General features: G+C 73.0%; 22 protein-coding genes. 8 read left to right on the plus strand and 14 right to left on the minus strand.

The features are described from left to right. Positions 1-17: 17 nt before the first annotated feature. The 5 genes from GD880_RS14645 (at position 18) to GD880_RS14665 (ending at position 7,225) form a co-directional block, all read left to right on the plus strand. The gene (locus GD880_RS14645; RefSeq protein WP_193314536.1) at positions 18-2,360 is read left to right on the plus strand and encodes a glycosyltransferase; all 2,343 of its coding nucleotides are present in this window, start codon (positions 18-20) and stop codon (positions 2,358-2,360) included. After that, entirely contained in the window at positions 2,357-4,780 is a 2,424-nt protein-coding gene (locus tag GD880_RS14650) for a sensor domain-containing protein (protein WP_152232351.1), read from the plus strand. Before GD880_RS14645 ends, GD880_RS14650 begins: the two co-directional genes overlap by 4 nt. Positions 4,781-5,217: 437 nt before the next feature. Next, positions 5,218-5,595 carry a hypothetical protein gene (locus GD880_RS14655; protein ID WP_152232352.1) on the plus strand — a complete coding sequence of 126 codons (378 nt, stop codon included), beginning with the start codon at positions 5,218-5,220 and terminating at the stop codon, positions 5,593-5,595. 119 nt (positions 5,596-5,714) lie between these two features. Further along, positions 5,715-6,602 carry an alpha/beta hydrolase gene (locus tag GD880_RS14660; protein WP_193314537.1) on the plus strand — a complete coding sequence of 296 codons (888 nt, stop codon included), beginning with the start codon at positions 5,715-5,717 and terminating at the stop codon, positions 6,600-6,602. A gap of 50 nt (positions 6,603-6,652) precedes the next feature. Further along, the gene (locus GD880_RS14665; protein ID WP_152232354.1) at positions 6,653-7,225 is read left to right on the plus strand and encodes an MOSC domain-containing protein; all 573 of its coding nucleotides are present in this window, start codon (positions 6,653-6,655) and stop codon (positions 7,223-7,225) included. Between the two features lie 28 nt (positions 7,226-7,253). Here the strand turns inward: GD880_RS14665 and GD880_RS14670 are convergent, their stop codons facing one another. The 10 genes from GD880_RS14670 to GD880_RS14715 all read right to left on the minus strand — a co-directional run bounded on the left by GD880_RS14670 (position 7,254) and on the right by GD880_RS14715 (position 19,711). Further along, positions 7,254-8,180, minus strand: coding sequence for an Lrp/AsnC family transcriptional regulator (locus GD880_RS14670; RefSeq protein WP_226909699.1), 927 nt, complete (start codon positions 8,178-8,180; stop codon positions 7,254-7,256). Between the two features lie 105 nt (positions 8,181-8,285). Next, the gene (locus GD880_RS14675) at positions 8,286-9,656 is read right to left on the minus strand and encodes an NAD-dependent succinate-semialdehyde dehydrogenase (RefSeq protein WP_152232356.1); all 1,371 of its coding nucleotides are present in this window, start codon (positions 9,654-9,656) and stop codon (positions 8,286-8,288) included. A 31-nt stretch (positions 9,657-9,687) separates the two neighbouring features. After that, a complete protein-coding gene (locus GD880_RS14680; protein ID WP_152232357.1) occupies positions 9,688-11,295 on the minus strand; it encodes a zinc-binding metallopeptidase family protein in 1,608 nt (535 codons plus the stop codon). Next, positions 11,292-12,950 (minus strand): thiamine pyrophosphate-binding protein, encoded by a 1,659-nt coding sequence (locus tag GD880_RS14685; RefSeq protein WP_264372289.1) that lies wholly within the window; start codon positions 12,948-12,950, stop codon positions 11,292-11,294. Before GD880_RS14685 ends, GD880_RS14680 begins: the two co-directional genes overlap by 4 nt. 9 nt (positions 12,951-12,959) lie before the next feature. Continuing rightward, positions 12,960-14,660, minus strand: coding sequence for an amidohydrolase (locus GD880_RS14690; RefSeq protein WP_152232358.1), 1,701 nt, complete (start codon positions 14,658-14,660; stop codon positions 12,960-12,962). Positions 14,661-14,690: 30 nt separating this feature from the next. Then, on the minus strand, positions 14,691-15,695 hold the full coding sequence (locus tag GD880_RS14695; protein WP_152232359.1) for a C-terminal binding protein: 1,005 nt from the start codon (positions 15,693-15,695) through the stop codon (positions 14,691-14,693). Further along, positions 15,685-16,452: an amino acid ABC transporter ATP-binding protein gene (locus tag GD880_RS14700; protein WP_152232409.1), complete on the minus strand. Its 768-nt coding sequence runs from the start codon at positions 16,450-16,452 to the stop codon at positions 15,685-15,687. The genes GD880_RS14695 and GD880_RS14700 overlap by 11 nt, the downstream gene beginning before the upstream one ends. A 29-nt stretch (positions 16,453-16,481) precedes the next feature. Beyond that, a complete protein-coding gene (locus tag GD880_RS14705) occupies positions 16,482-17,222 on the minus strand; it encodes an amino acid ABC transporter permease (protein ID WP_152232360.1) in 741 nt (246 codons plus the stop codon). 60 nt (positions 17,223-17,282) lie between these two features. Beyond that, a complete protein-coding gene (locus tag GD880_RS14710) occupies positions 17,283-18,158 on the minus strand; it encodes an ABC transporter substrate-binding protein (protein ID WP_152232361.1) in 876 nt (291 codons plus the stop codon). Positions 18,159-18,475: 317 nt separating this feature from the next. Beyond that, complete coding sequence (locus GD880_RS14715; protein ID WP_226909693.1) at positions 18,476-19,711, minus strand: multidrug effflux MFS transporter; 1,236 nt, start codon at positions 19,709-19,711, stop codon at positions 18,476-18,478. A gap of 242 nt (positions 19,712-19,953) precedes the next feature. Between GD880_RS14715 and GD880_RS14720 the strand changes: the two genes are divergently transcribed. The 3 genes from GD880_RS14720 to GD880_RS14730 are packed head-to-tail and all read left to right on the plus strand — an operon-like array spanning position 19,954 to position 23,175. Further along, entirely contained in the window at positions 19,954-20,982 is a 1,029-nt protein-coding gene (locus GD880_RS14720; protein WP_152232362.1) for an NAD(P)-dependent alcohol dehydrogenase, read from the plus strand. Between the two features lie 40 nt (positions 20,983-21,022). Continuing rightward, complete coding sequence (locus GD880_RS14725; RefSeq protein ID WP_193314538.1) at positions 21,023-21,613, plus strand: hypothetical protein; 591 nt, start codon at positions 21,023-21,025, stop codon at positions 21,611-21,613. Next, positions 21,610-23,175, plus strand: coding sequence for a GMC family oxidoreductase (locus tag GD880_RS14730; protein WP_152232363.1), 1,566 nt, complete (start codon positions 21,610-21,612; stop codon positions 23,173-23,175). The genes GD880_RS14725 and GD880_RS14730 overlap by 4 nt, the downstream gene beginning before the upstream one ends. Before the next feature lie 21 nt (positions 23,176-23,196). Here GD880_RS14730 and GD880_RS14735 read toward each other — a convergent pair whose 3' ends face one another. The 4 genes from GD880_RS14735 to GD880_RS14750 all read right to left on the minus strand — a co-directional run bounded on the left by GD880_RS14735 (position 23,197) and on the right by GD880_RS14750 (position 26,809). After that, positions 23,197-23,979 carry an IclR family transcriptional regulator gene (locus GD880_RS14735; RefSeq protein WP_193314539.1) on the minus strand — a complete coding sequence of 261 codons (783 nt, stop codon included), beginning with the start codon at positions 23,977-23,979 and terminating at the stop codon, positions 23,197-23,199. Between the two features lie 183 nt (positions 23,980-24,162). After that, a complete protein-coding gene (locus GD880_RS14740) occupies positions 24,163-24,630 on the minus strand; it encodes a DoxX family protein (protein WP_226909694.1) in 468 nt (155 codons plus the stop codon). A 240-nt stretch (positions 24,631-24,870) separates the two neighbouring features. Continuing rightward, complete coding sequence (locus GD880_RS14745) at positions 24,871-26,238, minus strand: NAD(P)/FAD-dependent oxidoreductase (protein WP_152232365.1); 1,368 nt, start codon at positions 26,236-26,238, stop codon at positions 24,871-24,873. Between the two features lie 94 nt (positions 26,239-26,332). Next, complete coding sequence (locus GD880_RS14750) at positions 26,333-26,809, minus strand: hypothetical protein (RefSeq protein WP_193314540.1); 477 nt, start codon at positions 26,807-26,809, stop codon at positions 26,333-26,335. Positions 26,810-26,814 lie beyond the last annotated feature (5 nt).

A 26,814-nucleotide genomic window follows, 5' to 3' on the forward strand; every position in this document is an offset into this window, starting at 1 on the left:
ATCCCCGGGGAGAGCACGTGGATCTGGGGACCTGGGGCCTGGTCTATTCGGCGACCGTGGTGCTGATCGTCGGGACGGTCTGGCTGGTGCAGCGCGGCCGCCCCGGCTTCGGGCGCCGCACCGGCATCGTCGTCCCGCTGGTGGCCGCCGGGGTGTACCTGACCTGGCGCGTGCTCTTCACCATCCCCCGGGACACGGCGTGGGACACCGCGTTGGGCATCCTGCTCGTCGCCGTCGAGCTCATCGGTTTCGCGCAGGCCGTGGCCTTCGCCGCGGTGACGTGGGAACCGGCGGCCGCCGCCCCGGTGCCGCTCTCGGCCCTGGACCGCCTGCCGTCGGTCGACATCTTCATCGCCACCTACGACGAGCCGGTCGGGACGCTGCGCACCACCGTGGCCGCCGCCGCCGGCGTGCGGTACCCGGGCCGGGTCACCGTGTACCTGTGCGACGACGGTGGCCGTGCTGAGGTCCGCGACCTGGCGGAGACCTTCGGGGCTCGCTATCTCGCCCGCACCGACCATGCGCACGCGAAGGCGGGCAACCTCAACCACGCGCTGGCGCACAGCGACGGCGAGATCGTCGTCACCCTCGACGCGGACATGGCTCCGCGGGCGGAGTTCCTCGAGCGCACCGTCGGGCAGTTCCGCGACCGGCAGCTCGGTTTCGTGCAGGCGCCGCAGGCGTTCTACAACGAGGACCCGTTTCAGTTCAACCTGTTCTCCGGCAAGGCCCTGCCCAACGAGCAGGACTTCTTCATGCGCACCCTCCAGGCCGGCAAGGCCCGCTTCAACGCGGTCATGTACGTGGGCAGCAACGCCCTCTTCCGCCGCACGGCGCTGGAGGACATCGGCGGCTTCGCGACCGGCGTCCTCACCGAGGACATGGCGACCGGGATGGTGCTCCAGGCCGCCAAGTACCGGGCGGCCTTCGTGCCCGACGTGATCGCGGCGGGACTGGCGCCGGAGAGCTTCCCGGACCTGCTCAAGCAGCGCGACCGCTGGAGCCGGGGGAACATCCAGTCCGCCCGCCGGTGGAACCCGCTGACCCTGCGCGGCCTGACGCCCATGCAGCGATGGCTCTACGCCGACGGCGTCGTGTACTGGTTCTTCGGGCTGTTCAAGCTCGTCTACCTCCTCACCCCGCTCGCCTACCTCGTCCTTGGCGTCAGCGCGGTGCATGCGAGCCTGACGACGCTCGCCGTGTTCTGGCTCCCGTACTTCGTCTCCTCCATGCTCAGCTTCTCCATGGTCTCGGACGGCCGGCGCAGCTTCGTCTGGAGCCACGTGTACGAGATCGCCATGGCGCCCGCGATCGCGGTGGCCACCCTCAGCGAGCTCGTAGGCCTGCGCGTCCGCACCTTCGCCGTCACCCCCAAGGGCGCGGTGCGCCGGCAGCGCACCTTCGACTGGCGGGTGGTGTGGCCCCACCTGGCACTCATCGCGCTCTCGCTCTACGGGCTGGTGCACGTGACCGTTTTCGCCCCCGAGCGCTACGGGACGACCGCACTGGTGATCAGCGTGTTCTGGACGCTGTACAACCTCGCCGGACTCGTCATGGCCGTCCTGCTGTGCGTCGAGCGCCCCAGGCTGCGCGGTGCGGAGCGCACCCGCGTCGACCATCCGATGACCGCCCTTTTCCCCGATCTGCCCGCGGTGCCGGGCCGGCTGGTCGACCTCAGCGTCACTGGCGCGCGGTTCGTGCTGCCCTGGTCCGGCTCCTTCGGCCCCGAGCGCTTTCTCGACGCTCCCCGCCGGCCGGAGACGGTCGACATCCCGGGGATCGGCACGATCCGGGGGCAGAGCCGCTGGGTGGCGGACGTGGCCGGCGCGATGATGGTCGGGTTCGAGTTCTCCGGCCTGGACCCCGCTCGCACCGTCGCGCTCGTCCGGACCATCACCGCATCGCCGGGCTGGGTCCGGGACGACCACGAGGACCGTGCCGGGATGGGGGGCGCGGCCGCCCGCGCGCTGTCCGGGACGCTGCGCGGCGCAACCGAATCGAGGCGGGCGGAGGTGCGGGTGGACACCCGGGCCACCGCACGGCTGCACCCGCTCGTGGCACGACCATCGGCCCCGTCCGCCGCGCACGACCGGTCCGGCAGGCATGCCGATCTCAGCGCCATGCCGACCTTCGTGCGCGAGCAACGCGCCTACGTCGGCATCGTCGAGGAGGTCAGCTTCGGCGGCTGCCGCGTGCTGACGGACCAGCGGCTCGAACCCGGGGCGCTGTTCAGCGTGAGCATCGAGGGCCACCTCCACACGGCCGAGGTGGCTCAGGTGCGCTGGGCGCGCCGCCGGTTGAAAGGGTACGTCGCCGGTTTGCAGTTCGGCCGATCGGAGGCACGGGTGGAGGCACGATGAGCATTGACACCGAGCACTTCTTCGCGGAACTGATCCGCTCGACCGACGCCGCCATCGTCGGATGGGGCGAGGACCGCTCGGTCCAGCTGTGGAGCCCGGCCCTCGAGCGGCTCCTCGGGTACCGCGAGGACGAGGCGCTGGGCCGGGACGGGAAGACGTTCCTGGTCGATCCCGACCCGTTGGGTGCCATCGCGGCGCGAGCGGACGTCCAGACGCGCCTGCGCCACCGGGACGGCTCGATCATCGACGTCCTGCTTCGCGCCTACCCCGTCGCCCACCCGATCACCACGGGGCCCGCCCGACCGGTCGCGGTGTGGGCGGTCCTGCACGACATCACCGAGCAGAAGCGGCGTGAACGCCTCGCCGAGTCCACGGCGCGGCGGCTGGCCCAGGCTCAGGAGATGGCGCACGTCGGCAGCTTCGAGATCGACCTCGTCACCCAGGAGCGGTGGTGGTCGGCCGAGTTCTGGCGGATCCTCGGTCTGCGCGCTTCCTCCACACGGCCGGCGCGCGAACTCCACCTCGCGGTGGTCCACCCCGACGACCTGGCGGCCGTCGGCGCCCAGTGGGAGCGGCTCGACCGCGGCGAGCCCGGCGGGGAGATCGAGTACCGCATCGTGCGGCCCTCCGGCGAGGTGCGGTGGGTCCGCACCCGGGCAACCGTGGCGATCTCCGAGCTCAGCGGCCACCCGGTGATCACGGGGACCACGATGGACGTCTCCGACGTGCGCGACGCCTACCGGCAGACGTTCCAGGCCGAGCGCTCCTTTCAGGCGGCCTTCCAGCGAGCCCCCATCGGCATGGCGGTGGTCGACCTCGACATGCGCCTGCAGCAGGTCAACCCCGCCCTGTGCGCCATCACCGGCCTTGATGCGGACGAGCTCGTCGGCGCGCCGACCTCGGCACTGATGCGCCCGAACGACCCGGCAGCGACGACCTTCGAGGAAGAGCTGCCCCACGACCCGGTCAAGGACGTCTCGGTGGAACGCGAAGTGACCCGGCGCGACGGATCGTCCGTCTGGGTAGCCGCGTTCATGTCATTGATGCGTGATGAGCACGGCGAACCCGCACAGTACTTCCTGTGGGTCGAGGACATCTCCGAGCGCAAGCGCCAGGAGCGATCCCTGGTGCACCAGGCCTTCCACGACCCCCTCACCGGGCTGCCGAACCGGAAGCTGCTCACCCGGCGGCTCGAGCGGTCGCTGGAGCGGGCCCGCCGCACCGGGCAGCAGGCGGCGGTACTGTTCATCGACGTCGACGAGTTCAAGATGATCAACGACTCCCTCGGCCACGGCGCAGGCGACCGGTTGCTCGTCGAGCTCACGCAGCGCCTGGCGTCGGTGCTCAGCAGCTCCGACATGCTCGCGCGGTTCGGCGGGGACGAGTTCGTGGCCGTCTGCGACCACGCGGACGCCGAGGACGCCGACCGGCTGGCCGCCCGCATCGCCCAGGTCACCGCGAGCCCGTTCGTCCTCGGCACGCAGGACGTCTTCGTCACGGTCAGCGTGGGCATCACCATGGCCACCGGACACGAGACCATCTCGGCCGTGCTGCGCAGCTCGGACTCCGCGATGTACCAGGCCAAGGCCACCGGCCACGGGCAGTCGCGGATGTACACCGAGGACATCCACGAGCGGGCCACGGCCAAGCTCACCATCGCGTCGCGGCTGGGGCGAGCGCTGGAGCGCGAGGAGCTCTCCGTGGTCTACCAGCCCGTCGTGCGGCTCAGCGACGACCGCCCGGTCGCCCTCGAGGCGCTGCTGCGCTGGCACGACCCGGAGCGTGGTCCCGTCTCACCGCTGGAGTTCGTCCCGGTGGCGGAGGAGACCGGCCTCATCGTCCCCATCGGGGAGTGGGTGCTCCGCCAGGCGTTGACGCAGATCACCACCTGGCGCACCACCCTGCCCGGGTGCCAAGGGCTCGGCATCAGCGTCAACGTCTCCGGTGCTCAGCTGCGTGACCGCGGGTTCGCCCAGGTGGTGGCGGACGCCGCGGAGAAGGCGGACCTCGACCCGGCGGCCATCCATCTCGAGCTCACCGAGTCGATCATCATGGAGGACATCGAGGACGCCGCGGGACAGCTGGAGCGGTTGCGTGCCGTGGGCGCGCAGCTTGCCATCGACGACTTCGGCACCGGCTACTCTGCCCTCGCCTACCTCAGCAAGCTCCCGGCGACGACGCTGAAGATCGACCGCTCGTTCATCGAGCCGCTCGCCCGGGACGCCAGCGCGGTCACGATCCTGCGCGCCATCATCGACATGGCTCGCGCCGCCGGGCTGACCACGGTCGCCGAGGGAATCGAGACGCCGAGCCAGAAGGCCCAGGTGCAGGCGCTCGGCGGGGAGCTGGGGCAGGGGTTCCTGTGGTCGCGGCCCCTGGCCGCCGAGGACGTGCCGGGCTGGCTGGCGCAGCACCGGTAGGCCCGCCGACGAACCGGCCCGCGCACCCGCCGCCACATCAGATCGAGGTCTTGGCTGTCCTCACGGCCAGAACCTGGACCTGGTCAGGCCCTGACGCGCCCACGAGCCGGCAACCGGGCCGCCGCCCGGGAGCAGCGGCTTTGCCTCCGCCCGCATGTGATGTCACCCCGAACGGCTGACGACGGGCGGGCACGAGCAGAACTTGACTGTCTTCCTCCGGCGGATGGGCGGTGCGCGATGGCCAGGAGCGGAGTCCGCGGCGGTCCCGTCCGCGGGCGATCGTCCGTTCGGTCGTCGTCGCGGTGTGCGGGGTGGCGATGTCGGCCGTCGGCGCAGCGAGCACGGCGTAGACGGGGGCCTCGCCTGGTCGGCCGGCGCCCGAGGACGGCGGCATCGCGTGGACGAGCTGCCAGCCGGCATTCGCCGACGACGACCAGTTGCAGTGCGGCACGCTCTCGGTGCCGCTGGACTGGGACCGCCCGAACGGCGAGCACGTCGACCTGGCCGTCATCCGCCATCTCGCCAGTCGCCCGCGGGAGCGCATCGGATCCGCATTCCTCAACCCGGGCGGACCGGGACAGAGCGGCGTCGAGGTGGTCGGGGAAGGAGGGGCGGACTTCGACAAGTGGGGCGGGGGCCGCTTCGACGTGGTGGGCTGGGATCCGAGGGGCACCGGCGCAAGCTCGCCGGTGAGCTGCTTCCGCAGCGACTCCGAACGGGACCAGTTCTGGGCGGGCGTGTCCATCCCCCTCGACCACGGCCGAGTCGCAGGCCTACCAGCGCAAGACCGTCGAGCTCGCGCGCCGGTGCGGTGAGGTGGGCGGGGATCTGCTCAACCACATCTCCACCGCGGACGCCGCCCGCGACCTCGACGCGCTGCGCCAGGCCGTCGGGGACCGCCGGCTGACCTACATCGGCCTCTCCCTACGGGACGATGATCGGCCAGACCTACACCAACCTGTTCCCGGACCGGGTGCGGGCGATGATGCTCGACGGCCTCGTCGAGCCGGTCATGTATTCCGCCGGCGCCGAGACGAGGACCGTCAACGACGTCGCGTTCACCGACGACGTCTTCGGCCAGTTCGTCGCGCTCTGCCAGAGCGCCGGCCCGCACCGCTGTGCGCTCGCCGGCCACGGCGAGACCGTCGAGAAGCGCGTGGCGCGGGTCTTCGCCACGGCGCGCCGGGCGCCGATCCCCGCACCGCACGCCGACCCACCCGGCGAGCTCAGCTACGGCGGCCTGCTCGCCACCACCTTCACGCCGCTGCGGCTGCCGGACGCATGGCCGCAGTTCGCAAAGGACCTGAACGCGGCCGCCGACGGTGACGCCTCGGCCCTGGAGACCGCGGCGCGGCAGCAACGGACACCCCAGGCCTACGCCGAGGCCACGAAGTCGGCGGCGATCTCGTGCCTCGACGGCCCCGCCCACCGGCCCTCCACCGCCTGGCCGCGGGTGATCGACGACCTCACCGACTCCAGCAGGCTCTGGGGACCGGTGCTGGGATGGTGGCTGTGGGCGCCGTGCGCGTCGAGCTGGCCGGCCACGAGCGACGACCGCTACACCGGCCCGTGGAACGCCAGCACCAAGACGCGGATCCTGCTGATCAACAACCGGTACGACCCCGCCACCGGGTACGGCAACGCCCGGGCCGCCGAGAAGCGGCTCGGCAACGCCGTGCTGCTCACCGTGGACGGCTGGGGCCACCCGAGCTACCAGGAACCCAGCACGTGCACCGACCAGGCACGCGAGCGCTACCTCGTCGACCTGGTCACCCCGGCGAAGGGCACCGTCTGCGAGCCCGACCGGCGCCCCTTCCCGTAGGCCCGCGCCGCCCAGGCGGTCGAGCACCGCGGTAGGCGAGACTGGGCGACGTGACCGCGACCTACCGGTACGACGTCGAGATCCTGCACCTGCTCGTCTCGCCCGGGCACGCGTACTTCGGGCGCGCCCGCGACGGCGCCGCGGACGTCCCGACGACGGACGCCGACCGTGTCGAGGTCGTGGCGGGCAAGGGCATCGTCGGCGACCGGTTCTTCGGCAAGGCCGCGCACATGGACGCCGCGGTCACCCTGCTCGCCGTGGAGGGGCTCGAGGCCATGGCCGCCGAGCTCGGCGCCGCCCCCTTCGACCCGCTGCTCACCCGGCGCAACGTCGTCCTGCGCGGGGCCCAGCTGGCCCCGCTGCTCGGCGAGGAGTTCACCGTCGTGTCAGGCGCCGAGCCCGTGCGGCTGCGCGGCGGGCGGCCCGCCAACCCGTGTGCCTGGATGGACCAGGTCCTCGCGCCCGGCGCGCACGCCGCGATGCGCGGACGCGGCGGCCTGCGGTGCCGGCCGCTGTCGGACGGGGTCCTGCACCGCGGGCCGGCGGTGCTGGTCAGCCCGGTGCCGCTGGAGCCGGACCGCGCCGGCGAGGCGGTCTGGCGGCGCCCCTCACGGCTGCCGTAGCCGCCCGCCCCCGGCGCGGGCAGCTCGCTCACTGCATCTCGGCGAGCGGCTCCTGCCGGTCCCTGATCAGCCGGTCCAGGGTGCTCTCGTACCGCTCGCGGACGATGTCCGCGTGGATCCACGTCTCGGCCGAGCTCACCCCGGGGAGCCGGCGCACCGCGCGCAGCAGGTCGTTGTACTCCGCCAGCGACTTCACCGCCACGGTCGCCACCATCGCGTAGCGCCCCACCGTGCGGGCGACGAACTCGACCCCGTCGACCGAGGCGAGCAGGTCCAGCACGGCCGGGACGCCCCCGGCGGGGCTGATGCCCATGCCGAAGACGAACGACGCCGACCCGCCGTGCCGGCTCCGGATCGCCCCGACGCGCATGACGTGGGCATCGAGCAGCCGCAGGACCCGGGTGCGGCAGGCACTGACCGACAGGCCCACCGCCGCGCTGAGCTCGGCGTAGCCCACGCGGCCGTTGTGCTGCAGGATCCGCATGATCTCGATGTCCGTGTCGTCGAGCTCCCAGTCCAGGAGCGACGGCTCCTCGCCGAGGAAGAGGCTGCGGATGACGTGCTCGTAGACGAGGACCTGGACGTCGACGACGTTCGTGAGCTCGCGGACCCGGGCGATGTCCTCGTACAGGTCGGACATCGTCTCCACGCGCAGCTCGGCCACCACCTGGAAGGCGCCGGTGGTCTCGGAGACGAACACCGCCGACGTCATGGCGTCCAGGCGCTCCGTCACCACCCGGGTGTCCCCCGTGACCCGGAGCGCCAGGTGCGCGAGCACGGCGAGGCCGAGGAGACGGGGGTGGACCGCTGCCGTGACGCGCACCTCCCCGGAGCTGAGGAAGTGGTTGACCCGGCTGGCCACGACCGACCGGTTGACGCCCACCTTCTTCGCCAGGTCGCTGTAGGAGGCGCGGCCGTCCTCCTGGAGCAGTCGCAGGAGCGACTCGTCGAGCATGTCCACGGGCACCTCTTCACAGTTCCATCGACGCCGTCATGCGGGCAAGGGGCAGGGGCTGGCCCCCGCCCGGGCGTGCGGCGTGGGCCCGGCCGCGCAGTCCGGCTAGGGCCGCACGTGGATGAGCTTGCGGTTGACGAACTCCTCGATCCCGTAGCGTCCCAGCTCGCGCCCGAAGCCGGACCGCTTGACGCCACCGAAGGGCAGCTCGGGCGCGCTGGCGTCCACCCCGTTGACGTACACCATGCCGACCTCGAGCTGCTCGGCCACGCGCAGCGCGCGGCCCAGGTCCCGGCTGTGGACGGAGGCGCCCAGCCCGTAGGGGCTGTCGTTCGCCACGCGCACCGCCTCCTCGTCCGAGCAGACGCGGTAGACCACCGAGACCGGCCCGAACAGCTCCTGCCGGTAGACGTCCATGCCGGGCTCCACCCCCGTGAGCACGACGGGCGCCATGCACGCGCCGTCAGGAACGAGGTCCCCGGCCACCACCTCGGCGCCCTGGGCCACGGCCCCGGCGACCTGCTCGCGCAGCGTCGCCGCCGCGGCCCCGGACGACAGCGGCCCGAGCTCCGTCGCGGGCGCCTGCGGGTCACCCGGGCGGATCCCGCCGACCGCGGCGGCGAAGCGGGCGACGAATTCCTCGTAGAGGTGGTCCATGACGAGGAACCGCTTCGGCGCGTTGCACGACTGCCCGGCGTTGTACAACCGCCCCGCGGCGGCGAGCGCGACGGTCGCGTCGAGGTCGTCGGTGTCGAGAAGGACGAACGCGTCGGACCCGCCCAGCTCCAGGACCACCTTCTTGAGATGACGGCCGGCGATCTCGGCGACGGCGGCCCCGGCCCGCTCGGATCCCGTCAGCGACACGCCCTGCACCCTCGGGTCGGCGATGACGTCCGCGACCTGCGCGTTGGTGGCGAAGACGTTGACGTACGCGCCGTCAGGCAGGCCGGCGTCGCGGAAGATCTGCGCCATGGCGAGGGCAGACTCCGGGCACTGCGGGGCGTGCTTGAGGAGCAGGGTGTTGCCGGCGGCGAGGTTGGGCGCCGCGAACCGGGCCACCTGGTAGTAGGGGTAGTTCCACGGCATGATCCCCAGCAGCACCCCGAGGGGCTCCTTGCGCACGACGGCGTCCCCGCCGGCGGCGTGCCCGAGCGGCTCGTCGCGCAGGAAGGCCGGGGCGTACTCCGCGTAGTACCGATAGATGTCGGCGACGAGCGCGACCTCCTCGCGGCCCTCGGCGACCGGCTTGCCCATCTCGACCGCGATGATCCGGGCGAGGTCCGCGGCCCGCTCCTCGTACAGCTCGGCGACCCGGGCCAGCCGGGCGCATCGCTCCGCCGCGGCGGTGCCCCGCCCCCAGGTGCGGTGGGTCGCGTCCGCCCGCGCCAGCACCTCGCGGATCTCCTCGTCGGTAGCGGTGGGGTACTCGCGCAGCGTGCGGCCGGTGAGCGGCTCGGTGACGGCGAAGGTGGTCATGACGTCCTTTGCGTGGAGGGGGGATGCGCCGTCAGGGCACCCGGGGGTGCCACACGCGGGCGCCGTCGGGCGCGGTGGCGTAGTCCGGCCAGGCGAGCTCGGTGGGCGGGGTGAAGTCGGCGGGCAGCAGCGGCGGCATCGGCTCCTCCTCGACCCGGCGGCGGAACTCCGCCCGCGCCTGCTCGAGGACCCCGGGCCGGGTGAGCAGGTCCACGAAGGTCCCGGCGACGGTCTTGCCGGCGACCTCGATCGTGGGGTCGATGGTCGCGGGGATGCCGCCCAGTGCGTTCATGACCCAGCCGGGGTAGGCGCCCCGTCCCTGAGCCGGCTTGAGCGCGGGCCGGGAGACGTAGAAGCGCACGGTCGGCGCGTAGTGGGTCATCTCGACGTAGTCGTCGCTGGTCCAGTTCTTCTGCCAGGGCGCGAGATGCTCGCGCAGCGCCGCCTCGGCGTCCCGCGGCGCGATGAGCTGCTCGCACTCGTCGAGGAAGGGCTTCTCCATGGGGGCGATCCCGAGGCTGCGCTGGATCTGCTGGGCGGCGGCCACGGCCTCGGCGCCGTAGCTCGGGGCGCCGACCCCCTCGAGGTTGTCGTAGAGGACCTCGGCGAGCACGTGGTTGGTGCGGCCCGGGCGGTTGCGGGCCACCCAGGTCGTGTGCAGGGTGCAATGCGCCATGGCGGCGGCGTGCTCGGCGTTGCGGTCCAGCACGGCGAGCACGTGCTCGGCCATCTCCAGGCTGGGGCAGCGCCAGGAGTACTGGATCTGCGCCACCCGGGCCGGCAGGTTGTCGGCCGTGGCCTGCCCGCCGGGCAGGATGGCGTCGGAGAGGCTCCAGCCACCGAAGCTGGGCAGCATCGCGTCCTGCATGACGCGGGAGGCCGTGTACATGCTCATCAGGGCCACGTTCGCGCCGGGCGCGCGGGCCGCGGAGTGCGACGCGGGGATGGGCGAGTTGGGGTTGGCGCTGAGCTGCCAGGTCTCGGGCTCGTCGCAGACGAACGTGTAGACCTTGCTGTAGTAGCTCCCGCACTGGGTGTCCCACCGGGCGGTGTTGCACAGCGGCAGCATGTAGAAGGGGTGGAAGCTGACGATGGCGTCGACGCCGTCGTAGTACCCGCGCAGGCCGTGGACCACCTTGGAGCCCTGGACCTTCTCGGCCGGCTCGCCCGTGTACCGCAGCGTGCCGGGGATCTGGTGGACCTCCATGGCGTGCTTGGTGCCCAGCAGGCCGGCGAGCGTGGCCATCCCGAGCGCCGAGTGGGGGTCGGTGTGGCCGGGGGCGTGCGGGCTCAGCCCGTCGCGGGGGCCGGGCTCGACGTCGGCGGCCTGGCAGTTGCCGGGGACGGCGTCGTACTCGGCGTAGGTCAGCAGCGTCGGCCCCTCCCCGTTCGTCCAGGTGGCGCTGAAGGCCGTCGGCATGCCGCCGCTGCCCTCCTCGACGGTGAAGCCCTCCTCGCGCAGGCGCTCGACGTACCACCGGGCGGAGCGGTACTCGCGCCACGCCGGCTCGGCGAGCTCCCAGATGTGGCGGTGCCAGGCGGAGAGCTGGTCCATGTGCTCGTCGATCCACCGCTGGGCGGTGGCCTTGGCGTCCGCCGTCAGCGGCGGCGCGGCGAGGGCGGGTGAGGTCTCGGTCATCGCAGGTCCTCGGTGGTGGTGGGGTCCGCCTGGAAGTGGTGGACGGGGACGTGGAGGAGATGCAGGCCGCCGCGCCGCAGGGCCGCGGCCAGCGCCGGGGCGAGCTCGTCGGCGGAGGTCACCGCGTGGCCGGTGCCGCCGAAGGCGGTGGCCAGCGCCGCCCAGTCGGGCTGGGTGAGGTCGACGCCGACCGGCGGGATGCCGCGGTCGGCCTCGTTCTGCCGGATCTCGCCGTACCCGCCGTTGTCGACGCACACCACGACGAGGTCGAGGCGCTGCTCGACGGCCGTGACCAGCTCCTGGACGGCGAACATCAGCGCGCCGTCGCCGATGACGCACACCACCGGACGGTCGGGGGCCGCGACCTTGGCGCCGATCGAGGCCGGCAGGCCGTAGCCCAGCGTGGCGTAGGCGGGGGTGTAGAGCAGCGAGTGCGGGCGGTCCTGCCGCACGAAGGAGGCGGTGCCCAGGTAGGTGATCTGCGAGGAGTCGCCGCCCAGGATCGTGTCCGGCGGGAGTGCCGCGGCGACCGTCTCGGCGATCCGGGCCAGGGCGGGCGCCATCGCCCGGGCCTCCTCGCGCAGGGCCGCGCGGACCGGCGCCAGGTCGGCCGGCTCCGCCCGGTGGCCCGCGAGCGCGGCCACCAGCTGGGGCACGACGGCGGCGCTGTCGCCGACCAGCGCGAAGGTCGCCGGGACGTTCTTGTCCACCTGCGAGGCCACGATGTCGACGCGGACCACGGCGCCGCCCGGCGCGATCGACCCGCCCCAGAGCTCGGCCTCGCCGATCTTCGAACCGACGACGAGCAGCACCTCCGCCTCGTTGCACACCCGCTGGGCGGTGGCGAGGCGGATGTCCGAGCCGAGGGAGAGTGGGTGGCTCTCGGGCACGGCGCCCTTGCCGTTGAGCGTGGTGACCACGGGCGCCTGCAGCAGCTCGGCCAGGTCGACGAGCGCGGCGCCCGCCCGCAACGACCCGCCGCCGGCGAGGATCACCGTGCGGCCCGAGGCGCGCAGCAGCCGCGCGGCCTCGGCCACCTGGGCGTCCGCGGCGGCCCGCGGGGCCCGGCGCGGGCGCGGGTCGAGCAGGGCGGGCGGGCAGTTGCTGGGCCCCTCGAGGACGTTGAGCGGGATCTCGATGTGCACCGGGCGGGGCCGGCCGTAGCGGAACAGCTCGAACGCCTCGTGGATGGCCTCGACGGCCTCGGTGGCCGAGTGCACCCGGCGGCTCCACTCGACGATGGCCCCGGCGGCGCCGGTGGAGTCCTTCGTCTCGTGCAGGGAGCCGATGTCGGCGAACTCCTCGCCCTCGGGCACCCCGGGGGACAGGACGATGAGCGGGCGGGACTCGCAGTAGGCGGTCCCGGCCGCGGAGAGCGCGTTGAGCAGCCCCGGCCCGGAGGTGGTGATGACCACGCCGGGCAGCCCGGTCTGCTGGGCCCAGCCGTCGGCGGCGTAGCCCGCGCCCTGCTCGTGGCGGGAGGTCACCGGGTGGATGCCGAGGGGGGCCAGGTGCCGGTAGAGCTCGAGGTTGTGGGTGCCCGGGATGCCGAAGACGGTGTCGATGCCGTAGCCGCGCAGCGTCGCCATGACGGCGTAGCCGGCGTTCGCGGTCGCGAGGTCCTGGCCGGTGGTGGGCGCGTAGGTCTGTGTCACGGATCCTCCTTAGGGGGTGACGAGCTCGGGGGCGGTCGCGGCGGTGTGCTGGCGCGCGCCGTCGACCCACGTCTCGAGGACGGGGATGGCGGCGATGGTCTCCGGCGCCACCGTCAGGGGGTCGGCGCCGAGCACGACGAGGTCGGCGCGCTTGCCGGGCCGGAGCGAGCCGAGCTCGTCCTCCCGGCCCAGCGCCCGGGCGGCGTTGAGGGTGTGGGCGAGCAGGGCGTCGCGGGCGGAGATGCGCAGGCTGTCGGGGCCGAGGCGGTGCCCCTGGCGGGTCACGCGGGTGACGGCGGCCTGGATGGCCTCCAGCGGGCGGGGGTCGGCCACGGGGGCGTCGGAGCTGATGGTGACCGGGACCCCGGCGGCGACGAACTCGCCCAGGGGGTTGAACCGCTCCCCCGGCGTGCCGACGGCGGCGGTGACCCCCTCGCCCCAGTTGTAGTAGTGCTGGGGCTGGTTGACGGGGTAGATCCCGGCGCTGGCCATGCGGCCGATCTGCTCGGGCGTGGGCAGCCCGCAGTGCTCGATGCGGTGGCGGGCGTCGGGGTCGGGCCGCTCGGCCAGCGCCGCCTCGATGGCCGAGATCACCATCTCCAGGGCGGTGGGCGACTGCGCGTGGGTGGCGGTCTGCAGCCCGACGGCGTGCGCCCGGCTGATGAGCGCGCCGTACTCGTCGGGCTCGTGGTACATCTGCCCGGTGCGGCACGGGTCGCCGACGTAGCCGTCGGGGAAGTAGGCGGTCCACCCGCCGAGGGTCCCGTCGGCGTAGAACTTGATGCCGGCGAAGCTCAGCCGCGAGTTGCCGAACTGCCCGTGCAGACCCATCTCGAGGGCCTCGTCGAGCAGGTGCGAGAGCAGGTACATGCTCACGCGGACCTTGAGGTCGTCCTCCTCGGTCAGCCGCAGGTACATGTCGAGCTCGCGCCGGGAGACCTGCGCGTCGCCGATGGCGGTGACGCCGCCGGCGAGGAAGGCCTCCTGCGCCGCGCGCAGCTGCCGCAGGTGCTCCTCGGGGGCGTCGGCGAGGTGGAAGTTGGGGCCGTGGTGGCCGACCTTGACGCCCGAGACGCCGGTGAGGATGTTGCACGCGGCGTCCGACAGCTCGCCCGTCAGCTCGCCGTCGGCGTCGCGGAAGAACTCCCCGCCGGGCGGGTTGGGGGTGTCGCGGTCCACCCCGTAGCGGTCGAAGGTGAAGGAGTTGACGACGCCGCCGTGACCGGAGGCGTTCATGAGGTACACCTCGCGGTCGGTGGCGACCTCGTCCAGCTCGAAGCGGGTGGGGTGGCGTCCCTCGACCAGGTTGCGGTGCTCGTAGCCGTAGCCGCGCACCGGCCGGCCCGCCGGCGTGCGGGTGGCGGCCGCGCGGAGCAGGGCCACGATCTCCGGGATGGAGCGGGCCTGGTCCGGGCCGCAGTCCACCCAGGTCATCATCTGGCCGAACATGAGCGGGTGGGCGTGGGCGTCGATGAAGCCGGGCACGATCACCGCGTCGCCGAGGTCACGGACCTCGGCGGGCCGGCCGGCGAGCTCGAGCGCCTGCTCCTGGCACTGGGCGAGGGTGCCGACGGCGGCGATCTGCGGGCCGACGAGGAGCAGCGCCTCGGCCGTGGGCCGGTCGGCGTCGAGGGTGTGGATGGTGCGGGCGGTCAGGACCAGCGGGTCGTGCCCGTAGGGGCGGGCGTCGAAGTGGGCGAGCTTGCGCAAGGTGGGTGTCCCGGGGATCGGTGTGAGAGGTCAGGGGAGCTCGGTGACGGGTGTGTCGGGGCGGCCGGTCGCGTGCCAGGTGAGCACGTTCTGCGCCTGCAGGCGCACGTACTCCCGATCGGTGACGTCCGAGAGGTAAGCGACGTGCGGCGTGACGAGGATCGCCGGGTGCCCGAGGAGGGGGTGGTCCGCCGGGGGCGGCTCCTCCTCGAGGACGTCCAGGCCGGCGCCGGCGAGGTGACCACCGTCGACGGCGGCGCGCACCGCGGGGGCGTCGACCAGCGCGCCGCGGCTGACGTTGACGAGGTAGGCGCCGGCCGGCATGCGGGCGAGGAAGGCGGCGTCGACGAGCCCCTCGGTCTCCGCGGTCAGCGGCATGTGCAGGGAGAGGACGTGCGAGGTGTCGCGCACCTCCTCCAGGCTCGCGCGGCGGACGCCGGCGCGGGCGAGCCGCTCGCGGGTCTCGGCGGTGTCCGGCAGCGCCGGGTCGAAGCCGACGATCTCGCCGAACACCGGCCGGGAGAGCTCGGCGAAGCGGGCGCCGATGCGGCCGAGGCCCAGCACGCCCAGGCGGGCCTGGCTGAGCCGCCGGGGCACGACGGCGTCGCGGACGTTCCACTCCCCGGCCTGCACGCGCTCGCCGTAGAACGGCAGGCGGCGGGTGACGGCGAGCGTGAGGGCGAGGGTGTGCGCGGCGACCTCCTCGGTCGCGGCCCCGGCGATGTGGGTCACCCAGACGCCGCGGCGGCGGGCCGCCTCGACGTCGACGTTGTCGTACCCCATGGACATCAGCGCGATGACCCGCAGCCGCGGCATCCGCGCGATCATGTCCGCCGTGATCTCCGCGTAGCCGACCAGCAGGGCCGTGGCGTCGGCGGCGCCGGCCACGATCGCCTCGGCGTCCTGGGTGTCGAGGTAGTCCACGGCGAACCCGCCGCGGCGCAGGGCGTCGGCGCCGGGGGCGAAGTCGGTGTCGTCCATGTCCGTGTAGACGGCCCTCAGGGTGGCGGTCACGGTGTGCAGGTCAGTGGACATGGCTGAGGAACCGCCGCGTGCGCTCGTGCTGGGGGCTGGTGAAGAACTCCTCCGGGGCGGCTTGCTCCACGATGACGCCGCCGTCGAACAACGTGACCTCGTCGGCCACGCGCCGGGCGAAGCGCACCTCGTGGGTGACGACGATCATCGTCATGCCGCTCTCGGCGAGGCTCTCCATGACGTCGAGCACCTCGCCGACGAGCTCGGGGTCGAGCGCGGAGGTCGGCTCGTCGAAGAGCATCACCGAGGGGTTCATCACCAGGGCCCGGGCGATGGCGACGCGCTGCTGCTGGCCCCCGGACAGCTCGGAGGGGTAGTGCTCGGCCCGCTCGGCCAGGCCGACGCGCTCGAGCATGGCGAGGGACCGCTCGCGCGCCTCGTGGTGGGACACGCCCTGCACGGACGTCAGGCCCAGCATGACGTTGCGGGCCGCGGTCAGGTGCGGGAAGAGGTTGAAACGCTGGAACACCATGCCCACCTCGCGGCGCTGCACGGCGAGCTGGCGCTCGGGCAGGTGGACGGTGCGGCCGCGCTCCTCGCGCGCGCCCACCCGGCGGCCCTTGAGGATCAGCTCCCCGGCGTCGGCCGGCTCGAGCAGGGCCATCAGGCGCAGCATGGTGGACTTGCCGGACCCGGAGGGTCCGAGCACAGCCTTGACCTGGCCCTTGTCGACCTCGAAGTTCACGCCTTTGAGGACGTCGATGCCGTTGTAGGTCTTGTGGAGGTTGCGAACCTGGATGACCGGTTCCTGGGTCATGGTGTGCTCCTGGATCGTCTCGGTGGCGCTCACGACAGCCCGCCCTTGCCCGCCGGCACGGCGGTGCGCGCCCGGACGGTCTTGGGCGCCCGGGCCGAGGTCCACGCGAACTTCCGCTCCACCCAGCCCTGCACGAGGGTGAGCAGGGTGACGATGACGAGGTAGTAGATGATGGCGGCGGCGTAGTACTCCGCGTACCGGAAGGTGATGTTGACGCCCACCTGCGCCGTCGTGAGCAGCTCGCGCAGGGAGATGACCGAGGCCAGCGAGGAGTACTTCACCAGCCCGATGAGCTCGTTGCCGGTGGGGGGCAGGGCGATCCGCACCGCCTGCGGCAGCACCACCTTGACCATGACCTTCGCCGGGGTCATGCCCAGCGCGCGGGCGGCCAGCGCCTGGCCGTCGTCCACGCTGGACAGTGCCGAACGGATGATCTCGGCCATGAACGCCGCCTCGACGATCCCGAGGCCGATGAAGGCGGCGATGAACGGCGTGAACCAGTCCTGGCGCAGCGCGGGGACGAGCTGGGGCAGGGCGTTCCACATGATCAGCAGGACCAGCAGCGCCGGGATGGCGCGGAAGAACCAGACGTAGGCCTTGGCCGGGCCCCGGAGGTACGCCTTGGTCGACGTGCGGCCGAGGGCCGCGAAGAAGCCGATGACGGTGGCGAGCACCAGGGCGAGGACGGCGACGGCGACGGAGAGCAGCGCGCCCTTGAGGTAGTCGGTGCTGAACAGCTGTTGGACGAAGATCGAGAAGTCGAAGATCACGGGCGGGCTCCCTGCAGGGGCCGGGCGGCGCGCGAACGCTCGCGCGCCGCCCGGTGGCGGTCAGTAGACGTCGAGGATCGCGGCGTCGAGGTTGTACTTCTCGGCGATCTCGGCGAGCGTCCCGTCGTCGTACAGCGCCTTGAACGCGTCGGTGATGGCCGGGGAGAGCGGGTCGTCCTTGCGGCTGAAGACCCCGAAGGTGGTGTCGGGGTCGAAGACGCCGTTCGCCACCTCGAGCTTGCCCGCGTTCTGGGTGGCCATGTAGGCGGCGGCGACGTTGGTCTCCACCAGCGCCTCGGCCTTGCCGTTGAGCACCGCCAGGACGGTCTCGGCGGTCTTGGGGTACTCGACCACCTTCGGCGCGTCCTTGCCGGCGGCCTTGCACTCCTCGGCCATCGCCTTGACGGTGGCGGCGTTGCTCGACGCGGCCTGCGTGGCGACGGTGCGCCCGCACAGGTCCAGCTTCTCCTTCAGCTCGCCCACCAGCTCCGGCTTCGCGAGCGCGGCGGGGCCGGCGTTCATGATCGCGCTCGCGTCGGCCACCTGCAGGCGCTCGGCGCTCATGTACAGGCCGCCGAGGATCATGTCGCAGCGGCTGCCCTGCAGGCCCGGCATGAGCCCGTCGAAGGAGGTGATCTCGAACTTGGGCTCGACGCCCCAGTGCTCGGCGAGGGCCCGTCCGGCGTCGGCGTCGAAGCCGACGATGTCCCCGCCCGAACCGTTGGCGTAGTACTCCAGCGGCGGGTACTCGGGGTCGATGCAGAAGGTCACCGCGCCGGGGGCGACGAGGCCCTCGGGCGCGTCGCTCGAGGCGGGTTGGGAGGAACCATCGACGCCTGCGGCGGCCGGCTGCTCGGTGGAGCTCGAGGCCGAACACGCGGCGAGGGCGACGGCAGCGACCGCAGTGGCCGCGGCAAGGGTACGGAGGGTCTTCATGGATGCTCCAGGGGCTCTCGTCGGCAGATGCCCGCACCGTTGTCGGGCCGCTGACTGGGGTGACAACGAGTGTGCGTCAGGCCGCACCGTAAGTCAACATTTTTGCGGTCAGATCACACGCGTGTTGCACGTTTGTTTCCCGAAGCCCCATTCAGGCGGCGGTCCAACGCTGGATGCCCGCTTTGGCGAATGAGTTGCCGGGGGCGAGTGAGCTTCGCGGCGTGCCGCCCCGGGCACCGTTCGGCCGGGGCGCGAGCGCGGAACGGGCCGGCCGGGGGGCGAGCGCGGAATGGGCCGGCCGCGGGAGCGCCCCGCCGTCAGCGGGTGAGCCGCCGTGCGACCAGCGCCGCGGTCATCGCGAGGGTCGAGCACAGGGCCATGAGCACCGCCATGGGGACGGCGGTGTGCTGCCCGGCGAGCCCGGTCAGCGGGCTCACAAGGCCGCCCGTGAGGAACTGCAGCAGGCCGATGACCGCCGACCCGGCGCCGGCCCGCCCCGGCACGCGCGACTGGGCGAGCGCGACGGCGTTGCCCAGGATGAAGCCGTGACAGGTCGGGCTGACGAAGAACTGCACGAGGGTCGGCCACCCGGTGATCCCCGCCGCGATCAGGGCGAGTCCGCCGACGTTGACCGCGCACAGGACGCCGACCGCCACGAGCAGGATCGTGGCGGGGGCGAGCCGGTCGACCAGCCGCGCGTTGACGAGGCTGCCGAGGATGGCGCCGCCGGCGTTGACGGCGAACACCACCGAGTAGGCGAGGGCGGAGAACCCGAGGACGTTCTGCACCACGAACGAGGAGGCGGAGATGTAGGAGAACAGCGAGCCGAACGCCAGCGCGAACGCCAGGGCGTAGGCCATGAACGACGGCGTGCGCAGCACGATCCACGAGTTGCGGGCCGCCGCGGCCAGCCCGCCCCGGTGGCGCCGCGCCGACGGCAGGGTCTCCGGGACGACGAGCACCGAGCAGGCGAGCATGACCAGCCCGAAGCCGGCCAGCACCCAGAACACCGCCTGCCACGGGGCGACGGTGGCGATGACCCCGCCGAGCAGCGGGGCCACCACCGGCGCCAGGGAGGTGATGGTGGCCAGGATCGAGAAGAGCTTCGCGGCCTGCCGGCCATCCGCGATGTCCGAGACGACGGCGCGGGCGATGACGATCCCCGCCGCCCCCGAGACGCCCTGGACCACGCGCAGCGCGATGACCAGGCCGATGCTCGGGGCCAGCACGACGGCGACGGAAGTGAATAGGAACAGGACGTTGCCGGTCACCATGAGCCGGTGCCGGCCCAGGACGTCGGAGACCGGCCCGAGGAGGAACTGGCCCAGCGCCATTCCGACCATGTAGGTGGTCAGGGTCAGCTGCACCGCCGCGGCGGAGGTGCCGAAGTACTCCGCCATGTGCGGCATGGACGCGAGGTACATGTCCGTGGCGAGCGGGCTGACCGCGCTGACGATGCCGAGGGCCCCCACCAGCACCACCCGGTCCGCGGCACCGGGCAGGCGCAGCCGCGAGCGCATCGGCTCGTCGGCGGACTCGGCCGGCCCCGTCACCGGGACACCTCGGGCAGCACAGTGGCGACGATCACTCCCGGCATCCTAGGAAGCCCGGGCCGCGGGGCCCGCGGTGACCACGGCGTGGACACCCCACCGTGCCCGAGGACGCGGGGCCCCGGCCGGCGGCCCGGGCCGCCGCTCTCTCAGCAGCTGATAACGGCTCTGGCTGCGCGGGCGGGGTCCGGCCGACACTGCACCCACGGCATCGAGTCAGTGTTGACCGAGAGGCGGAACGCACCGTGAAAGCTGTCCGGATCCACGCCTACCACGAGACGCCCAAGCTCGACGAGGTCCCCGAGCCCACGGTCGCCGGGCCCTGGGACGTGATGGTCGAGATCGGGGCGGCGGGCCTGTGCCGCACCGACCTCCACATCATCGAGGGGCAGTGGGAACCGATCCAGCACCCCCAGCTGCCGTACATCCTCGGCCACGAGAACGCCGGGTGGGTGCGCGAGGTGGGCAGCGCCGTGAGCAACGTCCAGCCCGGGGACACCGTGATCATGCATCCGCTGGTCACGTGCGGGCTGTGCCTGGCGTGCCGGGCGGGGCAGGACGCCCACTGCGCGAACGCCACCTTCCCGGGCCTCAACGTCGACGGCGGCATGAGCGAGTACCTGCTGACCAACGCCCGCGCCGTGGTCAAGCTCGACCCGAGCCTGCACCCACGCGACATCGCGGCTCTCGCCGACGCCGGCCTCACCGCCTACCACGCGGTCCGCAAGGCCGCCCCGCGCCTGACCCCCGGCACCCAGGTCGTGGTGATCGGGTCCGGCGGGCTGGGGCACATCGGCATCCAGTCCCTGGTCGCCCTGACGACGGCGCACATCACCGTCGTGGACCGCTCCGAGCAGGCGCTGGAGCTCGCGAAGGAGCTCGGCGCCCACGCGACCGTGGTCGCCGGCGACCACGAGAAGGTGCTCCGGGAGGTCCTCGAGATCACCGGCGGCGGCGCCCACGTCGTCTTCGACTTCGTCGCCGAGCAGGGCATGGAGCGGCTGGGCCCGCGCCTGCTCCGCGATCTCGGCGACTACTACGTCATCGGCTACGGCGGGTCGCTGGACCTGCTGACGATCGACATCATCTCGCGCGAGATCAACGTCGTCGGCAACCTCGTCGGCACCTACCTGGACCTCGTCGAGCTCATGACGCTCACCGCGGAGGGGAAGATCTCCCTCCACACCTCCGTGTACCCCCTCGACGCCTACGCCGACGCCATCAACGACCTGGACCAGGGCAGGCTCGTCGGCCGCGGCATCCTCACGCCCTGAGCCCTGCCCGGCAGACCGGTCGACGAATCAGGAGGAGATCGTGACCGACCAAGCCCTCCCGGCCAAGTACCACCAGCTCAACGCCACCCAGATGACCGAGGACGCCAAGCGCGTCCTCGTCCGGGTCATCCGGGTGGCCTTCCCCCACCGGGCGATCCCGGACGGCCCCTACGAGCGCACCGCGCAGAAGATCCTCGACGAGGCCGCCGAGTCGACGTGGTGGCGCGTCGCCCTGACCCAGGGCCTCAACGACCTCAACGTCCTCTCGGGCGGGGACTTCACCGCGCTCGGCGACGCCGAGGCGCTCACGGTGCTCCGGCAGGTGGAGGCCTCCACGTTCTTCGGCTTCGTCCGGCGGACCACGGTCCTCAACTTCTACGACGACGCCGAGGTGCAGGCGTGCCTCGGCTACGAAGGCCCCTCCTTCGACAAGGGCGGCTACGTCGACCGCGGCTTCGACGACCTGGACTGGCTGCCCGAGCCGCGCATCGAGGAGTACGACGGCCCGGAGAAGTTCGTCCCCTACACCCCGGGCCGCTACGCCGTGCCGACTCAGGCGATGCATCGCGAGCCCGACACGGTCACCCAGCCGGGACCGACGGAGACCGAGGCCGGGGAGGTGCGCACATGAGGACCATCGACAAGGACGACGCCGCCGTCGTCGTCGTCGGCTCCGGTGCCGGCGGTGGGACCATCGCCTACGAGCTGACCAAGGCCGGCGTGCCGGTCGTGCTGCTCGAGGCGGGCCCGCACCTGACGAACGAGGACTACGTCAACGACGAGTGGGCAGCCTTCAACCAGATGGCCTGGCTGGACCCGCGGACCACGACCGGCACCTGGCGCATCGCCCGGGACTTCCCGAACCTGCCGGCCTGGATCGTCAAGGCGGTGGGCGGGACGACGACCCACTGGTCCGGCGCCACGCCGCGCTTCCACGCCCACGAGTTCAAGACGCGCAGCATGTACGGCCGCATCGACGGCGCCTCGCTGCTCGACTGGCCCTTCGGCCTGGAGGACCTGGCCCCGTACTACGACGCCGCCGAGATCAAGATCGGCACCACCCACCGCCACGGCCGCCCGCCGCTGCCCGCCAACAACAACTACAAGGTCTTCGCCGCCGGCGCCGAGAAGGTCGGCTACACGTTCTACGCGACCGGCCCCTACGGCACGAACGCCGAGCCGTACGACGGGCGGCCGGCCTCCATCCAGGACGGCTTCAACTTCCAGGGCGACAAGAGCAGGGCGAAGTGGAGCATCCTCGTCAGCGAGCTGCCGAAGGCCCTGAAGACCGACCTGCTGGACCTGCGGCCCCAGTCGCAGGCGGTGCAGATCACCCACGACGACAAGGGCCGCGTCGACGCGGTCCTCTACCTCGACAAGGACGGCAACCTGCACCGGCAGGCCGCCCGGGTGGTGTGCCTGGCGGGCAACGCCATCGAGACCCCGCGGCTGCTGCTGATGTCCGCCAGCCCCCTGTTCCCGGACGGGCTCGCGAACTCCTCCGGGATGGTCGGCAAGAACTACATGCGGCACACCACCGGCTCGGTGTACGCGGCCTACGACAAGCCGGTGCGCATGTGGCGCGGGGAGACGATGGCGGGCCTCATCGCCGACGAGTCACGCCACGACCCCGACCGCGGATTCGCCGGCGGGTACTACATGGAGACCCTCTCCCTCGGGCCGGCGTTCATGGCCAGCTTCGCCGATCCCGGCACCTGGGGCCCGGGGTTCACCGCCCGCCTCGACGCGCTCGAGCGCACCGCCGGCCTGTGGATCGTCGGGGAGGACATGCCGCAGGAGTCCAACCGGGTCACCCTGAACACCACCGTGACCGACCAGCACGGGCTTCCCGTGCCCAACGTCCACTTCGACGACCACCCCAACGACGTCGCCATGCGCGAGCACGGCTACCGCCAGGCCGAGGAGCTCTACCGCGCGGTCGGGGCGGTGGACGTCTGGCGGACGCCCCCGTACCCCAGCACGCACAACATGGGTACCGCGCGAATGAGCCAGCACCCGGCCGACGGCGTCGTCGACGCGTTCGGGCGGGCCCACGACGTGCCGAACCTGTTCGTCAGCGACGGCTCGGTCTTCACGACCGGCGCCGCCGCCAACCCGACCCTCACCATCGTCGCGCTCGCCACCCGGCAGGCGGAGCACATCGTCGACCAGCTCAAGACCGGGGGCGTGTGAGCCGACCGGAAGCCGGTGCCTCTACGCGTCTCGTCCCCGGAGGCACCGGCTCACCCGGCTCGCCGCCGCGCGCAGCGCCCGTTCGACCTCCGGCTCGTGGCGCCGGAGCCCCGGACCGCCCGAGACCGCCACCGACCCGACCATCCGGCCGGCCGCGTCGCGCGCCCCCACCGCGGCGCAGACCAGTCCGGGCTGGAACTCCTCGTACTCCCAGGCGATCCCCACCCGGGACACCTTCTCCAGGTGCTCCTCGAGCTCCTCGGCCGACGTGATCGTCGTGGGCGTCATCGCCGGCATGCCGTGGGCGTCGAGGTACTCCCGGCGCTGCGCAGGGGTCATCCCGGCCAGCATGACCTTCCCGAACGCGGTGCCGTGCGCGCCCTCGTGCAGGCCGAAGTCCAGCAGGCGTATCCGCGGCGCCTCGGGCGAGTCGGCGATGTAGGCGACGACGACGTTCGAGCCCCGGTAGACCGTCCAGTACGCCGCGGCGCCGAGGTCGGCGTGCAGCCGCGCTACCTCGGCCCGCACCACCGGCGGTACGCCGAGCTGACGATGGAGCGACGTCGCCAGGTGGTGGACCTTGAACCCCAGCTCGAAGCGGTGCTCGCTGCGGAGGTGGACGAGGTAGTCCTCCGCGACCAGCAGGCGCACCACGCGGTAGACGGTCGGCAGCGGCAGGTCGGTGATCGCGGCGATCTCCTTGGCGCTGGCGCCGTTGCTGTCCGCCACCGCCTCGAGGATGCTCAGCGCCCGCAGCAGCGCCCCGTCGCTCCCGCGGTCACGCGCCAGGCGGACATCGGTCACGGAAGGATGCACCATCGCCACCACCGTCCCCTCGCGGTGACAGGAGCCTAATCAGTGCTCGCGTGAATCTCCCCGGACGTGCTCACCGGATTCCCGGTCAGGTCCGCCTTGGGCGGGGGTTCGTCGGCAGACGGCGAGGCGAGGCCACCGCCGTGCGGTGACCTCGCCCCTGCCGATCGTGGATCAGCGGCCGGCGGGCACGGCCTCCCGGACGTGCGCGACCTGGCCCGCGGAGCGCTTGCCGAGCACGGCGTCGACGCCGAAGCGACCGGCCCCGGCGGCCGCCAGGGCCAGCGCGCCGGCGGCCAGCGCCAGCACGAGCTCGTAGCCGTTGTCCGTCACCCAGATGCCGTTGGGCAGGTGGACGAGGAGGAGCGCGCCGATCATGTTGATCGCCAGGAGCACCCCGAACACCGCGGTGAGCGCGCCGAGGATCAGCGCGGCCCCGCCGACGGTCTCGACGAGCGCGGCGAACCACGCCGCCAGGGTGGGCGCGGGCACGCCCATCGCGGCGAATCCCTCGGCGGTGGCGCCCATCCCGTTGCTGACGAACTTCTGCAGCCCGTGGGCGAGGAAGACCGCGCCGAGGCCGACGCGCGCCAGGAGGAGGAAGACGTCACGCAGGGCGCGCGGAAGCTTGATGTGGGTCATGGGTGGGTCCTTCGTGTCGTCGGCAACCGGCGCGCGGCGCCGGGTCGGTCAGTGCGGGCACGACGACCGGCGCCGGGCAGAGCGCCTGTGACACCGGTCGGGTTCACGTCCCCGGCTGCGCACGGGGAGGCTCAACGCTTCGCGCCGCACGCCCCCCGGTACCGGCCAGCCACCAGCACCGTAACCCGGCATTAGTTGACGGATCAACAATGCGCGGTGTGGCACGCCGCACCGGCCGCGTCACCGGCCGGCGACGACGTCCGCCACCCGGGCGGCGACGGCGGTGCGCGCCGTCCCGCGCGCCTCCGCGCGGTCCGCGGCCCGGTAGGCGCCGTAGACCGCCCGCACCGCCAGCCACCGCAGCGGCTCGACCTCCCAGCGCCGGGCCCGGCGCCCCACCCACGGCATCCGCACCAGCTCGGTGTCCTCGCCGAGGATGAGGTCGCGCAGCGTGCGGGCGGCGAGGTTCGTCGTCGCCACGCCGGTGCCGACGTACCCGCCGGCCCAGGCCAGCCCGGCGCCGCGGTCCAGCCCCACGGTGGCCTTCCAGTCCCGCGGCACCGCCAGCACCCCGGACCAGGCGTGGTCGACGGCGGCGCCGCGGGTGGCGGGGAACATGTCCTCGAGGACCGCGCGCAGCCCGGCGACGGTGCGCTCCGGCGTCGTCCCGTCCGCGCCGGTGCGCGAGCCGTACCGGTAGGGCACGCCGCGGCCGCCGAGGGCGATGCGGTCGTCGGCGGTGCGCTGGGCGTACATGTACACGTGCGCCATGTCGGCGACGACGTCGCGACCGGCCCAGCCCAGGCGCTCCCACACCTCGGGCGGCAGCGGCTCGGTGGCGATCAGCGAGGAGTTCATCGGCAGCCACAGCCGGTGCAGCCCGGGCAGGTCGGCGGTGAACCCCTCGGTGGCGCGCACGACGACGCCGGCCTCGACGTCGCCGGCGTCGGTGCGGGCCAGGTGCGGGCGGATCTCGCGCACCGCCGTGCCCTCGTAGACCGGCACGCCGAGTCGCTCGACCGCCGCGGCCAGGCCCCGGGCGAGCGTGGCCGGCTGGATCCGGGCGGCGTGCGGGTGGTGCAGGGCGCCGAGCGCGCCGGCGACGTCGAGCCGGGCCCGGGCGGCGGCGGCGTCGAGCAGCACCGAGCCGCCCTCGGGCCACGCGGCCTCGGCGGCGGCGAGCGCGCGCAGCCGGGCCAGCTGGGCCGGGGTGCGCGCGACGGTGAGCTCGCCGCCCTTGGCGACGTCGGCGTCGATGCCCTCCGCGGCGGCGACGGCGATGACCTCGTCGACGGCCTCGTTCATGAGGGTCTGGAAGCGTCCGACGACGGCGCGGCCGTGGGTGCGCGCGTATCCCTCGCGCCCGCCGGTGATGGTGTTGGTCAGCCAGCCGCCGTTGCGGCCGGAGGCGCCGTAGCCGGCGAAGCGGCGCTCGAGGACGACGACGTCGAGGTCCGGCCGGGCCTGCTTGAGGTAGTACGCCGTCCACAGCCCGGTGTACCCGGCGCCGACGATGGCGACGTCGGCGCGCCGGGGGCCGGACAGGGCGGGGCGGGGGGCGGGCAGGTCGCCGCCGTACCAGAAGGAGACGCGGCCGTTGATCGTCACGGGAGCGATCCTGGCATCGAATCAGCCGTTAGCCAACGGAAACCGTCGACCAGGGTCGATCTAGCCACGCTTTTCGCATCATTTCGGTGCCCGCTCAGCCGTGCCGTACGGCGGACAGCACGAGGCCCACCGGGATGCTGACGGCGACGACACCCGCGAGAAGCCGGTAGGCGGTGAGCCATGTGGTCCACCCTGGACGCGGCGCCTTGACCCCGTGGATGAACAGCACGAGCGCGACGACCAGGGCCAGGCCGCCGGCGACGACGGGCAGCACCGCGCCGGCAACGGTCCCGGCCAGCACGGCGACGTTGCCGGCGTTCCACGTCGCGAGCTCCCCGACCACCGTCCGGCGCGTCGGCGGCCGCGCCGGGAGCCACGCCTGCCCCGCGGCCAGTCCGAGCTGGGCCACGCCCGCGACGAGCACGAGATAGGCGGCCGCCCACGAGCCGTGCTGGAAGCCGGTCGGTCCGGTGACGGCGGCGACCAGGCCGCCGATGACGATGCACAGGAAGCCGACCAGCCCGCCCGGCCACATCGCGGCCCATCGGACCCGCAGGTCCTGATCGCTCACCTGGG

The organism is Georgenia ruanii, assembly GCF_009193175.1.
Classification (GTDB): Bacteria; Actinomycetota; Actinomycetes; order Actinomycetales; family Actinomycetaceae; genus Georgenia; species Georgenia ruanii.

Coding starts and splice junctions, on each gene's coding strand:
- GD880_RS14650 (WP_152232351.1), top strand. CDS start 2,357: ATGAGCATTGACACCGAGCACTTCTTCGCGGAACTGATCCGCTCGACC.
- GD880_RS14660 (WP_193314537.1), top strand. CDS start 5,715: ATGATCGGCCAGACCTACACCAACCTGTTCCCGGACCGGGTGCGGGCG.
- GD880_RS14670 (WP_226909699.1), bottom strand. CDS start 8,180: ATGCTCGACGAGTCGCTCCTGCGACTGCTCCAGGAGGACGGCCGCGCC.
- GD880_RS14675 (WP_152232356.1), bottom strand. CDS start 9,656: ATGACCACCTTCGCCGTCACCGAGCCGCTCACCGGCCGCACGCTGCGC.
- GD880_RS14680 (WP_152232357.1), bottom strand. CDS start 11,295: ATGACCGAGACCTCACCCGCCCTCGCCGCGCCGCCGCTGACGGCGGAC.
- GD880_RS14695 (WP_152232359.1), bottom strand. CDS start 15,695: ATGTCCACTGACCTGCACACCGTGACCGCCACCCTGAGGGCCGTCTAC.
- GD880_RS14700 (WP_152232409.1), bottom strand. CDS start 16,452: ATGACCCAGGAACCGGTCATCCAGGTTCGCAACCTCCACAAGACCTAC.
- GD880_RS14710 (WP_152232361.1), bottom strand. CDS start 18,158: ATGAAGACCCTCCGTACCCTTGCCGCGGCCACTGCGGTCGCTGCCGTC.
- GD880_RS14730 (WP_152232363.1), top strand. CDS start 21,610: ATGAGGACCATCGACAAGGACGACGCCGCCGTCGTCGTCGTCGGCTCC.
- GD880_RS14740 (WP_226909694.1), bottom strand. CDS start 24,630: ATGACCCACATCAAGCTTCCGCGCGCCCTGCGTGACGTCTTCCTCCTC.